The following is a 13,221-nucleotide window of genomic DNA, read 5'->3' on the forward strand; positions in this document are numbered from 1 at the left end:
ACCTGGCGGCAGTCGGTAAGTTCGTTGCAGTCGATCCGCGGGTGGCGTGGTCAACCCTTTCCACCACGTCTGGAGGCCTTCCATGAACTATCGCAATCTCGGCCGTACCGGTCTGAAGATCTCGCCCCTCTGCCTCGGCTGCATGACCTATGGCGTGCCCGAGCGCGGCAATCATCCCTGGACGCTGCCGGAAGACCAGAGCCAGCCGCTGCTGAAGAAGGCGCTGGACCTCGGCATCAACTTCTTCGACACCGCCAACAGCTACTCCGACGGCACCAGCGAAGAGATCGTCGGCCGCTTCCTCAAGGCCAACGCCGTGCGTGAGGAGATCGTGCTGGCGACCAAGGTGTATTTCCCGCTACGGGACCGGCCCAATGTCGGCGGCCTGTCGCGCAAGGCCATCTTCGCGGCCATCGACGCCAGCCTGCAGCGGCTGGGCACCGACTATGTCGACCTCTACCAGATCCATCGCTGGGACTACCAGACACCCATCGAGGAGACCCTGGAAGCCCTGCACGACGTGGTCAAGGCCGGCAAGGCGCTGCACCTCGGCGCCAGCAGCATGTACGCCTGGCAATTCGCCAAGGCGCTGCACACGGCGGAACGCCATGGCTGGACGAGATTCGCCACCATGCAGAACCACGTGAACCTGCTCGCGCGCGAAGAGGAGCGGGAAATGCTACCGCTATGTCGCGATGCCGGCATCGGCGTGATTCCCTGGAGTCCCCTGGCCCGTGGACGCCTGACCCGCGACTGGGATGCCAGCACGGCGCGCACCGAAAGCGATGCCTTCGGCAAGACGCTCTACCGGGCGAGCGAGGAGTCGGATCGCCAGATCGTCGAGGCGGTGGCCCGCATCGCCGCGGCCCGTGGCGTACCCCGCGCCCAGGTGGCCCTGGCCTGGCTACTGCAGAAACCGGGAATCGATGCGCCCATCATCGGAGCGTCCAAGCCGCAGCACCTGGACGATGCGGTGGCGGCGCTGGAACTGCGCCTGAGCGAAGAAGAGATCAGTGCCCTGGAAGCGCCCTATGTGCCGCATCCGGTGGTGGGGTTCAGCTAAGCACGGGAGCAATCCTCACCCCGACCCTCTCCCGGAGGGAGAGGGGGAAGAGCGGGTCGGTGCGGTTGGATGAGTCCTGGCGCCCAAGATCCGGTAGAGCTTGCTGCACTCTTTGGAAGTGAGGGGTCTTCAGGCGTACCCGAATCTCACTTCACAAAGACAAGGGCCGCTTTGCTCCCCTCTCCCCAAGGGAGAGGGGCTGGGGGTGAGGGCCGCTTCACTCCGACCTGGACTCAGCGGACTACCCCTGCCCGAGTGCGAGGAGCAGCTAGCTCCCCTCTCCCTAAGGGAGAGGGGCCGGGGGTGAGGGTCACCCAGACTCAGGCGTACTGCTCGGCGATCTGCCGCTCGGCGCTGGCCAGGGCGGCGCCCTTGGCTTCGTCGCCGTAGGCCAGGCCCTCGGCGCGGACGATCTGGACGTCGGTGATACCGAGGAAGCCCAGCAGCAGCTTCAGGTACTCCTCATGGGCGATCCCGGTGGGCTTGCCGGCATGGATGCCACCCGCGGTGGAAACGATGATCGCCTTCTTGCCGGCGCAGAGACCTTCCGGACCGGCTTCGGTGTAGCGGAAGGTGGTGCCCGCCACGGTGATGCGATCGATCCAGGCCTTGAGTTGGGTCGGGATGGTGAAGTTGTACATGGGCGCGCCCAGCACCAGCACGTCGGCGGCGAGGAATTCCTGCAGGGCGCGGGCGTTGCGCTCGGCTTCGTCGCGCTGCTCGGCGGTGCGCTGTTCGGCGGGCGTGGCGCCAGCGGCCAGGCTGGCACCGGAAAAGTGACCCAGGGCATCGTGGGCCAGATCGTGATAGGTCACGTCCAGCGCCGGATTGGCCGCTTTCAGGGCCGCAACCACCTTGGCGCCCAGGGCGCGGGAAGCGGAATGATCGCCGAGGATGCTGGAGTCGATGTGCAGTAGTTTCATGGCGGTGGTCCTGTGGAGTTCGAGAAGATGAGTCCAGGCTACCGATAAGTCGAATGATCGATTAGTCCCGTAGAATGCGATGCATCGTCCCATGGGTAGGACAATCCGCCATGCAAGATCTCAACGACCTCGCCTACTTCGCCAAGGTGGTGGAAGCCGGCGGCTTCGCTGCCGCCGGACGGCTGCTGGGCATTCCCAAGTCGCGGCTGTCCCGGCGCATCGCCGAACTGGAGACGCGCCTGGGTGCGCGCCTGCTGCAGCGCACCACCCGCACCCTGACCCTGACCACCCTGGGTGAGCGCTACCTGGTGCACTGCCAGGCGCTGCTGCGCGAGGCGGAGAGTGCCGCCGAAACGGCGGCCAGCCTGTCCAGCGAACCGCGCGGGCCGCTGCGGGTGTCCTGTCCGGTGGCCCTGGCGCAAGATTATCTGCCCGACGTCGTCACCCGCTTCCTGCAGCGCTATCCCCAGGTGCAACTGGAGATGGTGCTGGTCAATCGGCGGGTGGACGTGGTCAACGAGGGCCTCGACGTGGCCTTGCGCGTAAGGGACGTCGACGACGTCGAGCCGGGGCTGATCGTGCGCCGCTTGCGCCAGGCCTCCGGGGTGCTGGTGGCCGCACCCGACTTTCTCGTCGGTCGCCAGCTGGATGCACCGGAAGCCCTGTTGGGGGTTCCCCTGCTCGGTGCCTTGGAGCTGGATCGCCGGGTGCACCTGCGCATGGTCGGCCCCAACGGCCAGCGCCGTGAGCTGGTGCTGGAAGCTCGGCTGGGCATCGACGACTTCAGCGTCCGCAAGACCGCCGCCCTGGCGGGCCTCGGCTACACGATGCTGCCGCTGCTCTATTGCGAGGCCGAACTGGCCGAGGGTCGCCTGCAACGCTTGCTGCCGGACTGGTCGTTGCCCGGTGGTCACCTGCAGGCCGCCTATGCCCACAGACGCGGCCAGCTGCCGGCGGTGCGTGCCTGGCTGGAGCACCTGGAGGACAGCTTCCGCGATCAGGGCGGGATGCCCGTCTAGACCACCGTCGCCCAGGCCGAGGCGAGTAGCAGCGCCGCCATCCCCAGGTTGAAACCGCGCCAGGCGCGGGTCGATTTCAGGCCATGCGCCGCCACCCGGCCGAGCAGGGCCCAGAGCCCCAGGCAGGGTACGGACACCAACAGGAACACCAGTCCCAGCATCAGCACCTGCCGCCAGAGATCGGCGCCGGGCTCGGCATAGACGGTCACCACCGCCAGCGCCATGCTCCAGCTCTTGGGGTTGAGCACCTGCAGCCCGGCGGTGCCGCCGAAACCCAGGCGGGCACCGTCGTCCGCCACTGTGGGCGCTCCGGCCCGCGCCAACTGCCAGGCCAGCCAGCTCAGCCAGAGCACTCCGGCCCAGGCCAGGCCGCGCTGCCAGTCGGGATGCTGGGCGAGGGTCTGGCCAAGGCCGAAGCCCACCACCAGCACCAGGGCCACCGCGCCCAGGCTGCCACCCAGCACCAGCGGCAGGCTGGCCCGGGCGCCATGGCGGGCGCTATGGCCGAGGATGAGCACATTGGTCGGTCCCGGGGTGATGGAGGCGACCAGGGCGAACAGCAGAAAGGGCAGCAGGGACATGGGAGACTCCTGAGAGGACTGAGCCGCCAGGGTCGCAAGCCTTGCCGCTAGCGGTCTGGAAGATTCGAGCAGCGCGCGCGGTAAGCAGCGGGGGTCAGACCATAGGCGCGGCGGAACCAGCGACCCAGGTGACTCTGGTCGGCGAAGCCCAGGGCGGCGGCGGTCTCCGCCGGCGACAGGCCTTCGGCCAGCAGGCGGCGTGCCCGCGACAGCCGCAGTTGCACCAGATAGGCATGGGGCGCCAGGCCAAAGGCGGCCTTGAAGGCACGGGTCAGGCGGAATCTGTCCACCCGGCAGGCCTGGGCCAAGTCTTCCAGGCCGATGTCTTCGTGGTGATGGGCATGCAGGAAGTCGCGGGCGCGCAAGGCCACCTGGGGCAGCCGCGGATCGCCGGCCTGGGGCGCCCGCCATTGCAGTTGCGGCAGGAGGCGCAGCAGCAGGGCGTCGAGGGCGCTCTGGCGGACGATGCGCAATTCCGGGCGGCTCAGGACCTCATGGGCCCAGGCCACGGCGCGGTGCAGCTCGGCCTGCTCCACCAGAGTCCGGGCGAAGCCGGGTTCGCCCAGGGGCCGGGCGTCGCCATGCAGCCCTTGCAGCTCACGCGCCAGCCACTGGGGATCGAGATAGAGCATGGAATAGGTGAAGCCCTCGGCCTCCGGCGCCTGGCCGTCGTGCAGTTCGCCGGGCTCCAGGAGAAAGACCTGCCCCGGGGTGCTCAGGTGGCGCTGGCCACGGCAGTGGAATTGCTGCAGGCCCTGCTCGGTGTAGCCCACCAGATAGGCGTCGTGCCAGTGCGGGTCATAGGCATGGCCCTCGAAATGGGCGCGCAGGGTCTCGATGCCGGTCTCGGCGTCCTGCTGCAGCTGGATCCAGTGATCGTCGGCCATGGCGAGAAGAAGGGGATCTGCGGGCTTTCCAGTCTAGGGTGAGATCCCGCGGCGGTCTGGAAGATTCGTGCAGTCCTGGCGACCCAGACGCGCGGGCAGCTCCCGCGCCAGATGACGGATCAACTCGGACAGTCGGCGCGGCACGTGGCGCTGCTGGCGGTGCACCGCATAGATGGCCGCCGCCGGGGCCTCATGATCGGTTAGCACCGGCACCAGGGCGCCACTGGCGATCAGCTCGGCGACGTCCCATTCCGATCTCAGGATCAGGCCATGGCCGTCCAGCGCCAGGCGTACCATCACCTCGCCGTCATTGCTGCTCAGGCTGCCACGGACCTTCTGGGCGAAGTGCTGGCCGTTCTTGGTGAAGCGCCAGACGGCGTAATCGCCGGCATCCTGGCGCAGCACCAGGCAATTGTGCCGCGCCAGGTCAGCCACGCTTTGCGGAATACCGGCCTGGGCCAGGTAGGCCGGGGCGGCGCAGAGCAGGCGGCGGTTGTCCAGCAGGCGGTGGGCGATGACCCGGGCGTCCGGCGGCTCGCCGACGCGGATGTCCAGGTCGAAGGGACCGTCCAGCAGATTCACCGGATGGCTGGAGAGGTGCAGGTTGAGTTCCAGCTCGGGATGATGGCGGGCGAAGTCCGATAGCAGTGGCGCCAGGTGGCGGCGGCCGAAGCCAAAGGTGGCGTTGAGATTGAGCGCACCGGCGAGGGGCGCATCGGGCCGACCGACCGCTGCTTCCAGGTCTTCCAGCTGAGTCAGCAGCGGACGGGCCCCTTCCAGATAGCGCAGGCCTTCCGGCGTTAGGTCCAGCCGCCGGGTGGTGCGGCGGATCAGCTGCACGCCCAGGCGCCGCTCCAGGGCGGTAAGTCTCTTGCTGACGGCCGCCAGCGATAGCCCCAGCTCCCGGGCGGCGGCGGTCAAGCTGGGGTGGCCAGCCAGGCGAACGAAGAAGGCGAGGTCATCGGTAGACAAGATTCTTGATTCCAGGTTAAGAATGGCTTTCCCTTTGGCGGGATTGTACGCCTCCGGCGCAGGACTACACTGGGTCCATTCCATCCAGCCTGCCGGAGAAAGCCCATGCAAGCGTCCAAGCCCCACAAGATCGCGGTCATCGCCGGCGACGGCATCGGCAAGGAAGTCATGCCCGAGGGCATCCGGGTGCTGGACGCCGCCGCCCGCCGTTTTGGTATCGACCTGCAATGGGACCACTTCGACTTCGCCAGCGCCGAGTACTACCAGGCCCACGGCAAGATGCTGCCGGACGACTGGTTCGAGACGCTCAAGGACTACGACGCCCTCTATTTCGGTGCCGTCGGCTGGCCGGACGTGGTGCCCGACCACATCTCGCTCTGGGGTTCGCTGCTGCAATTCCGCCGCCGCTTCGACCAGTACGTCAACCTGCGGCCTTGCCGGCTGATGCCCGGGGTCAAGGCACCCCTGGCCAATCGCCAGCCCGGCGACATCGACTTCTATGTGGTGCGCGAGAACACCGAGGGCGAGTATTCCAGCGTCGGCGGCATCATGTTCGAAGGCACCGAGCGCGAGGTGGTGATCCAGGAAACGGTCATGACCCGTCACGGTACCGATCGTATCCTCAAGTTCGCCTTCGACCTGGCCCAGCAGCGGCCGCGCCAGAAGCTGACCTCGGCCACCAAGTCCAACGGCATCGCCATCACCATGCCCTGGTGGGACAAGCGCGTGGAGGAGATGGGCAAGGCCTATCCGGACGTGGCGGTGGACAAGTTCCACATCGACATCCTCACCGCCAACTTCGTCCTGCATCCGGATTGGTTCGACGTGGTGGTGGCCAGCAACCTTTTCGGCGACATCCTCTCCGACCTGGGCCCGGCCTGCACCGGCACCATCGGCATCGCCCCCTCGGCCAACATCAATCCGGAGCGCAATTTCCCCAGTCTGTTCGAGCCGGTGCATGGCTCGGCGCCGGACATCGCCGGCAAGGGCATCGCCAATCCCATCGGCCAGATCTGGTGCGGCGCCATGATGCTGGAGCACCTCGGCCATGCCGAGGCCGGCGCTGCCGTGGTGGCGGCCATCGAGGCGGTGCTGCGCCAGGGTCCCGAACAGGCGCCCCTGACCCGCGACCTCGGCGGCCAGGGCACCACTGAAAGCCTGGGTCAGGCTATCGCCGCGGCCCTGGCCTGAGATGGACGGCCTCTTTGCGGGATTCGAACAGCGGCGGCTGAACGTCGACGGCGTCGAGATCAACTGCCGCATCGGCGGTCAGGGTCCGGCGCTGCTGCTGCTCCATGGCCATCCGCAGACACTTGTCATGTGGCATCGGGTGGCGCCACGCCTGGCCGAGCGCTTCACCCTGGTGGCCGCCGATCTGCGCGGCTATGGCGACAGCGCCAAGCCGGCAGCGGGTGCCGAGGCGTACAGCAAGCGCACCCTGGCGCGGGACAACGTCGAGCTGATGCGCCTGCTCGGCCATGAGCGCTTCGCCGTGCTGGCCCATGACCGCGGCGCCCGGGTGGCCCATCGCCTGGCGCTGGATCATCCCGCGGCGGTGGAGCGACTGCTGCTGCTGGACATCGCCCCGACTCTGGCCATGTATCGGCAGACCGACGAGGCCTTCGCCCGCGCCTATTGGCACTGGTTCTTCCTGATCCGCCCGGCGCCGCTGCCGGAGCGGCTGATCGAGGCCGATCCGGAAGGCTATCTCAAGGGCGTGATGGGGACCCGCAGTGCCGGCCTGGCACCCTTTCCGCCGGAGGTACTGGCCGAATACCTGCGCTGCCTGAGCCTGCCCGGCACCGCCCGCGGTATCTGCGAGGATTATCGCGCCAGCGCCGGGATCGACCTGGCGCATGACCAGGCCGATCTGGATGCGGGTCGCCGGCTGGAATTGCCGCTGCGAATACTCTGGGGCGCGGAAGGCACCGTGGGGCGCTGCTTCGATCCCCTCGCCGAGTGGCGTCAGGTGGCCACCCAGGTCAGCGGTCGCGCCTTGCCGGGCGGTCATTACCTGGCGGAGGAATTACCGGATCTGGTCGCCGACGAGGCCCTGGCCTTCTTCGGTTGAGTCGCCTGCCGTAAAGGAGTGTTTCGTCATCTTTTTGTAATAAAACGTGACGTAGTTGGAAATGAGCGGGTCCTATTCGTGAAATTTTCGTGAAACGAGGACCCGATGAAAGATCCACTCTTCACTGCCACCTGGCAATGGCGCCGCCTGGCGCTGGGCCAGGGCCTGGCGCTTGGCCTGCTGCTGCTCTGGCTGATCCCTGGCGTTCGCAGCCAACTGCTCACCTTCGACGCCGGGTTGTTCCACGCCCTCAATGCGCCGCTGGCACATTCCACCGCCTGGCTCTATCTCTGGACCTTCTTCAGCCTCCGGCCGGTGGATGCCCTGGTCGGCCTGATCCTGCTGGCGCTCCTGGTGCGCGGCGATTGGGCCTATCCGGCCCGGCAGGTACGGCCAGCGCTGGCGGCCTTCGTCGGCTTGCTGGTGATCCTGCTGATCGTGCGGACCCTGTTGACCAAGGGCATCGAAGCCGCGGGCCTGCAGCACGCCAGTCCGTCCGATGTGCTCTCCGGTGCCTATCTGCTCAGCGAGCGCTTTCCCGGGCTGGAGCACGGCTGGGAATTGAAGGACAGATCCGGCGCCAGCTTTCCCGGTGACCATGCCTCGGTGCTGCTGCTCTGGGCGCTGTTCATGGCCCATTTCACCCGCGGTGGACGCCGGCTGGTGGTGGCCGCGCTGGCCGTGCTGTTCATGCTGCCGCGCCTGGTGGCGGGCGCCCACTGGGGATCGGATGACTACATCGGCGGTCTGGCGCTGGCGCTCAGTGTCATCAGCCTGGGTCTGCATACTCCGCTGGCGGCATGGTTCGCCCGCCAGGGGGAGCGCCTGCTGACGCCACCACTGTGCTGGTTGGGCCGACTGCCGGTGGTCGGCCGTTTGAGTCTGTTGCGGAGTTAACGCGCGGCGGCCAGGGCCGGCAGCAATTGCTGGTCGATGGCCTGGCGCACCGCCGGCAGCAGCGCCGCGCTGCCGGACAGCAGCTCCTGGATCAACTGGCGCAAGGCGACGGCGCGCTCCTGGGTGAGGGCGGTCAGCGCCTGGCGACAGGCGTCGTCCGCCGAGGCTTCCGGGGTGACGTTGAAGCCCAGCGCGCGCAGGCGGTCGCGGAAGTCATCCTGGTCGATCAGGTCGGCGATCATCATGGCACTGCCCTCTGGTGTCTTTGGTCGGATTCTCGCATTGGCGACGTCGACGGCAAGCCAGGCTGGCGCCAGCACGCAGCCCGATGTCGTTTTTGGATAGGGCGGTAGCCGCCGACCAGGCAATGTAGGTTTATTACGACATTCGCTCGGACAATCTGCCGCAGGGGCAATCGACGAGATCGGCGGTAGAATGGCACCATTCCTTGGATTTTTTAGGTCGTTCGCCTCCAGAGGCGGGCAATCTCCGGTTACACACTGAGGCCCATCAGGGCGTTTGAACCTCTTCCGTCTCCAGCGGTTGAGGTTTTTTTTGCCTCAGCGACGGCAGGACGTTGCGCCATCACCCCGAACGGACCAGGGCCTGAGCGAGGCTGGACTCCAGTGCCCGGCGCAGGGCCTCGGGGCGCGCACCCGCTGCGCGCAGGGCGCCGTGCAGCAGGCCGGCGCCTTCCCATAGCCGACAGGGGGTACCCGCCGCGCGCAGGGCCAGGGCATAGGCGTGGCCGTGATCGCGCAGGGGATCGCGGCTGGCTAAGGCGATGAAGGCCGGTGCCAGCCCCGCGTGGTCGCTGGCCTGCAGCGGCAGGGCCAGCGGCTCGGCGCGATCCCGTCGTTCCGGCAGGTAGACCTCCAGGCAGGCCCGCCAGTCGGCCGCGCTCAGCAGCGGCGCCTGGGCCTGGTGGCGTTCGCTAGGCAGCAGCCGATCCGTCAGCGCCGGATAGATCAGCGCCTGCAGGCGCGGTTGCCGGCGATCCTGGGTGCGCAGCGCCAAGCACAGGGCGGCGGCCAGATTGCCGCCAGCGCTGTCACCGGCTACCGCCAGCCGGGTTTGGTCCAGCCCCAGGCGCGAGGCTTCGTCGCCCAGCCAGTTCCAGGCCCGGAGGGCGTCGTCCAAGGCGGCGGGATAGGGATGCTCCGGCGCCAGGCGATAGTCCACCAGCAGCACCGCCAGCCCCAGCCGCCGCGCTAGGCGGGCAGCGAGAAAACCATGGGAATCCAGATCGCCAAGCATCCAGCCACCACCGTGCAGATAGAGCAGGGCGGGGCGCTTGGCGGCGGGCGCCTGCGGCGCCACCAGGCGCAACGGCACCTCGCCGGCACGGTGATCGCTGACCGCCAGGCCCTGATAGTCAGCCGGTGCCAGGGCGGCGCAGAGCCGCGCATAGGCCTGACGTTGGGCGCCGATAGCCGGATCGGCCGTGGCGCAGGCCTGGCTGGCCGCGACGAAGGCGGCCATGTCCACCGACAGCGGCGGCTGGCTCATCGCCGTGCGGGCGGCAGACCGATGACCCGCCCCACGTGCTCCGGCCAGGGCTCGTCCTGCTGCGCCGCCAGCTGGGTCGCCAGCCAGTCGTACACCACGGGGGCGAAGGGCGCGGACCTGGGGCCGGCCAGGTCGACGTGCAGCAGCAACTGCTCGGAGGCCGCCAGCAACTCGGTCGCGCCGGCGTGGTACAGCCCGAAGTGGAGGTGCAGGCGCTTGGCGTCCAGGGCCAGGAACCTCACCCGCACTTCCAGTTGGGCGTCCGCCTTCACCTCGTGGAGGAAGTTGAGATGGCACTCCAGGGTGAACAGCGAGTGCCCGCTGGCGGCGCGGCCGGCGGCGTCCAGGCCCATGGCGTCCATCAGGGCGTCGCTGGCGTGGCTGAAGATCAGCAAGTAATAGGCATCACGCAGATGGCCGTTGTAGTCGACCCAGTCAGGGGCGACCGCTGTGCTGTGGATGAGCATGCTGTCCTCCTAGTCCCGAATGCCGTGGCGCGCCTTGCACTCGGCGATGGCCGCCTGCACCGCCAGCAGGCAGTCGTCGCGATAGCGTTCCAGCGCCGCCAGCTCCAGGTCGCCCTGTTGCGCCTGGGTGCCCTCGACCACGGCGTCGATCAGGCGGTCGGTCAGTTCCGGGGCTTCCAGGTAGGTCCAGGGCAGCTTCAGCGCCGGGCCGAATTGCTGCATGAAGTGGCGCATGCCCGCCGGGCCGCCGGCCAGGGTGTAGGTGAGAAAGGTGCCCATGAACGACCAGCGCAGGCCGGCGCCATAGCGGATGGCATCGTCGATCTCGCCGGTGGTGGCGACGCCGTCGTTGACCAGGTGCAGCGCCTCGCGCCACAGGGCTTCCAGCAGGCGATCGGCGATGAAACCGGGCACCTCCTTGCGCACCCGCAGCGGCCGCATGCCCAACTCGCGATAGAAGGCTTCGGCGCGCGCCAGATTGGCCTCCGAGGTCTGGGCTCCGCCGACCACTTCCACCAGCGGCAGCAGATAGACCGGATTGAACGGATGGCCCACCAGGCAGCGCTCGGGGTGCTGGGCATCGGCATAGAAGTCGCTGGGCAGCAGGCCCGAGGTGCTGGAGCAGATCAAGGCGTCGGGCCGTGCTGCCCGGCTGACTCGGGCGTGCAGGTCGCGCTTGAGGTCCAGGCGCTCGGGCGCGCTTTCCTGGATGACGTCGGCAGCGGCCACCGCAGCTTCCAGATCGGTATGGAAGCTCAGGCGTTCCAGGCTGGCGCCGGGCGCCAGGCCCTGGGCTTCCAGCGCCGGCCAGGCATTGGCCAGGCGGGTACGCAGGGCGGCCTCGGCCCCGGGCGCCGGGTCCCAGGCACGGACGTCCAGACCGCGGGCCAGCGCCCGGGCGATCCAGCCGGCACCGATCACGCCGGTACCGAGGGCGGCGAAGACGGCGCTCATTGGGCACCTCCCAGGTTCATCTGCTTACGCCCTTCGGCCGGGCTCAGGGCCCGTCCACCCAGCCGCTCGATGATCTGGATCACCCGCTCCACCAGGCTGCCGTTGGTGGCGTGGACGCCGCGGTCCAGCCAGAGATTGTCTTCCAGGCCAACGCGCACGTTGCCGCCCAGCAGCATGGCCTGGGCGGCCATGGGCATCTGCATGCGACCGATACCGAAGCCGGCCCAGCAGGCGCCCGCTGGCAGGTTGTCGACCATGGCCTTCATGGTGGTGGTGTCGGCCGGGGCGCCCCAGGGAATGCCCAGGCAGATCTGGAACAGTGGGTCTTCCAGCAGGCCTTCCTTGAGCAGCTGCTTGGCGAACCAGAGGTGGCCGGTGTCGAAGATCTCCAGCTCCGCCTTCACGCCCAGCTCGGTGATGCGCTTGGCCCCGGCGCGCAGTTGCGCGGGGGTGGAGACATAGATGAAGTCGCCATCGCCGAAGTTGAGGGTGCCGCAGTCCAGGGTACAGATGTCCGGGCGCAGTTCCTCGATGTGCAGCAGACGGGTGAGGGGACCGACCAGGTCCGTACCGGGTCCGAATTCGGTGGGGCTTTCGCCCGGCCCGATCTCCAGGTCGCCGCCCATGCCGGCGGTGAGGTTGATGACGATGTCGGTGTCCGCCTCGCGGATGCGCTCGACCACCTCGCGATAGAGCGCCACGTCGCGACTCGGCTTGCCGGTGGCGGGATCGCGCACGTGGGCATGCACTACCGTGGCGCCGGCGCGGGCGGCCTCCAGGGCGGCCTCGGCGATCTGCGCCGGGGTAACGGGAACATGGGGATTGCGGCCTACGGTATCACCGGCGCCGGTGAGGGCGCAGGTGATGATGACATCGGTATTCATGAGTCTGTCCTTGGCGATCAGAGCTTAACGGCGGCGGGCTGGCCGGAGTACGAGGTGACGCCTTGCAGGAAGGCGTCGAGGCGTTGCGGGTGTTCCTTGAGCCAGGCGCGGGCAGCATCCTTGGGCGCGGTGCGCTCCAGGATGGGCGCCATCACGGCGCTGACTTCGGCGCTGTCGAGGTGCAGGTTGGTGAGCAAACGCTGAACATTGGGGCAGCGCTGCGGGTAATCCGCGGTGGTCACCACCGACACCGTGGCCTGGCCTTCGTTGGGGCCGAAGATGTCTTCGCTGCCGGTGAGGTAGCGCATCTTGATCTGCAGGTTCATCGGGTGCGGCTTCCAGCCGAAGAAGACGATCCACTCCTGGCGCTTCTCGGCCCGGCGCACGGCGCTGAGCATGCCCGCCTCGCTGGACTCCACCAGTTGGAAGTCCTTGAGGCCGAACCTGTTGGTCTTGATCATCTCGGCGGTGGCACGGTTGGCGCCGCTGCCCGGCTCGATGCCGTAGATCTTGCCGCCGAGCTTGTCCTTGAAGCGGGCGATGTCGGCGAAGGTCTTCAGGCCGCCTTCGTAGACGTACTCGGGCACCGCATAGGTGGACTGGGCATCGGCCAGCAGCGGCGGGGTCAGCACCTTGACCTGGCCCTTGTCGACGAAGGGCTGCACCACCGGCTGCATGGTCGGCTGCCAGTAGCCGAGGAAGACGTCCAGATCCTTGTTGCCCATGCCCGCCATGATGATCTGCTGGGAAGCGGTGGTCGGCTTGACGCCGTAGCCGAGGCTTTCGAGCATGACCTCGGCGAGGGCGCTGGTGGCGACCACGTCGGTCCAGCCGACGAGGCCCAGACGCACGGTCTGGCAGCTGTCGGGATCGGCGGCGCGAGCGCTGCCCAGGGTGGCGGCCAGCAGGCCGCAGGCGAGGAGGGTGGAACCGAGGGTCTTGGAAGGCATGGCGAACTCCTGGTGGCGGCTTGCCGAGGATGACTGCCGGTGCC

General features: G+C 68.1%; 15 protein-coding genes. 5 read left to right on the forward strand and 10 right to left on the reverse strand.

What is annotated here, in order from left to right; all coding sequences use genetic code 11:
- Positions 1-82 precede the first annotated feature (82 nt).
- On the forward strand, positions 83-1,063 hold the full coding sequence (locus QZ471_RS16510) for an aldo/keto reductase (RefSeq protein WP_295465733.1): 981 nt from the start codon (positions 83-85) through the stop codon (positions 1,061-1,063).
- Positions 1,064-1,383: 320 nt separating this feature from the next.
- Here the strand turns inward: QZ471_RS16510 and QZ471_RS16515 are convergent, their stop codons facing one another.
- Positions 1,384-1,986, reverse strand: coding sequence for an FMN-dependent NADH-azoreductase (locus QZ471_RS16515; protein WP_295465735.1), 603 nt, complete (start codon positions 1,984-1,986; stop codon positions 1,384-1,386).
- 110 nt (positions 1,987-2,096) lie between these two features.
- Between QZ471_RS16515 and QZ471_RS16520 the strand changes: the two genes are divergently transcribed.
- Positions 2,097-3,005, forward strand: a complete 909-nt coding sequence (locus QZ471_RS16520; RefSeq protein WP_027600566.1) for a LysR family transcriptional regulator — start codon at positions 2,097-2,099, stop codon at positions 3,003-3,005.
- Here the strand turns inward: QZ471_RS16520 and QZ471_RS16525 are convergent.
- Genes QZ471_RS16525 through QZ471_RS16535 form a run of 3 tightly spaced genes read right to left on the reverse strand, consistent with a single transcriptional unit; the run spans position 3,002 to position 5,445 of the window.
- Entirely contained in the window at positions 3,002-3,586 is a 585-nt protein-coding gene (locus tag QZ471_RS16525; protein ID WP_295465739.1) for a LysE family translocator, read from the reverse strand. The genes QZ471_RS16520 and QZ471_RS16525 overlap by 4 nt on opposite strands.
- A 47-nt stretch (positions 3,587-3,633) precedes the next feature.
- A complete protein-coding gene (locus tag QZ471_RS16530) occupies positions 3,634-4,473 on the reverse strand; it encodes an AraC family transcriptional regulator (protein ID WP_295465741.1) in 840 nt (279 codons plus the stop codon).
- A 33-nt stretch (positions 4,474-4,506) separates the two neighbouring features.
- Complete coding sequence (locus QZ471_RS16535; protein WP_295465743.1) at positions 4,507-5,445, reverse strand: LysR family transcriptional regulator; 939 nt, start codon at positions 5,443-5,445, stop codon at positions 4,507-4,509.
- 105 nt (positions 5,446-5,550) lie between these two features.
- On the opposite strand from QZ471_RS16535, the gene QZ471_RS16540 reads away from it, so the two are divergent.
- The 3 genes from QZ471_RS16540 to QZ471_RS16550 all read left to right on the forward strand — a co-directional run bounded on the left by QZ471_RS16540 (position 5,551) and on the right by QZ471_RS16550 (position 8,413).
- Entirely contained in the window at positions 5,551-6,636 is a 1,086-nt protein-coding gene (locus QZ471_RS16540; RefSeq protein WP_295465745.1) for a tartrate dehydrogenase, read from the forward strand.
- A 1-nt stretch (position 6,637) separates the two neighbouring features.
- Positions 6,638-7,516: an alpha/beta hydrolase gene (locus QZ471_RS16545; protein WP_295465747.1), complete on the forward strand. Its 879-nt coding sequence runs from the start codon at positions 6,638-6,640 to the stop codon at positions 7,514-7,516.
- A 105-nt stretch (positions 7,517-7,621) separates the two neighbouring features.
- On the forward strand, positions 7,622-8,413 hold the full coding sequence (locus QZ471_RS16550; protein ID WP_295465749.1) for a phosphatase PAP2 family protein: 792 nt from the start codon (positions 7,622-7,624) through the stop codon (positions 8,411-8,413).
- Here QZ471_RS16550 and QZ471_RS16555 read toward each other — a convergent pair.
- The 6 genes from QZ471_RS16555 to choX all read right to left on the reverse strand — a co-directional run bounded on the left by QZ471_RS16555 (position 8,410) and on the right by choX (position 13,177).
- A complete protein-coding gene (locus tag QZ471_RS16555) occupies positions 8,410-8,658 on the reverse strand; it encodes a hypothetical protein (protein ID WP_295465751.1) in 249 nt (82 codons plus the stop codon). The two genes, QZ471_RS16550 and QZ471_RS16555, sit on opposite strands and share 4 nt — an antisense overlap.
- Positions 8,659-8,998: 340 nt before the next feature.
- Positions 8,999-9,922 carry an alpha/beta hydrolase gene (locus QZ471_RS16560; RefSeq protein WP_295465753.1) on the reverse strand — a complete coding sequence of 308 codons (924 nt, stop codon included), beginning with the start codon at positions 9,920-9,922 and terminating at the stop codon, positions 8,999-9,001.
- Positions 9,919-10,389, reverse strand: coding sequence for a thioesterase family protein (locus QZ471_RS16565; protein WP_295465755.1), 471 nt, complete (start codon positions 10,387-10,389; stop codon positions 9,919-9,921). Before QZ471_RS16565 ends, QZ471_RS16560 begins: the two co-directional genes overlap by 4 nt.
- Before the next feature lie 9 nt (positions 10,390-10,398).
- Positions 10,399-11,343, reverse strand: coding sequence for an L-carnitine dehydrogenase (locus QZ471_RS16570; protein WP_295465757.1), 945 nt, complete (start codon positions 11,341-11,343; stop codon positions 10,399-10,401).
- Entirely contained in the window at positions 11,340-12,227 is an 888-nt protein-coding gene (locus QZ471_RS16575; RefSeq protein WP_295465759.1) for a 3-keto-5-aminohexanoate cleavage protein, read from the reverse strand. The genes QZ471_RS16570 and QZ471_RS16575 overlap by 4 nt, the downstream gene beginning before the upstream one ends.
- 17 nt (positions 12,228-12,244) lie before the next feature.
- Positions 12,245-13,177, reverse strand: a complete 933-nt coding sequence (gene choX, locus QZ471_RS16580; RefSeq protein WP_295465761.1) for a choline ABC transporter substrate-binding protein — start codon at positions 13,175-13,177, stop codon at positions 12,245-12,247.
- Between the last annotated feature and the right edge of the window lie 44 nt (positions 13,178-13,221).

It is taken from the genome of uncultured Pseudomonas sp. (genome assembly GCF_913774235.1).
In the GTDB taxonomy this organism is placed as follows: Bacteria; Pseudomonadota; Gammaproteobacteria; order Pseudomonadales; family Pseudomonadaceae; genus Chryseomonas.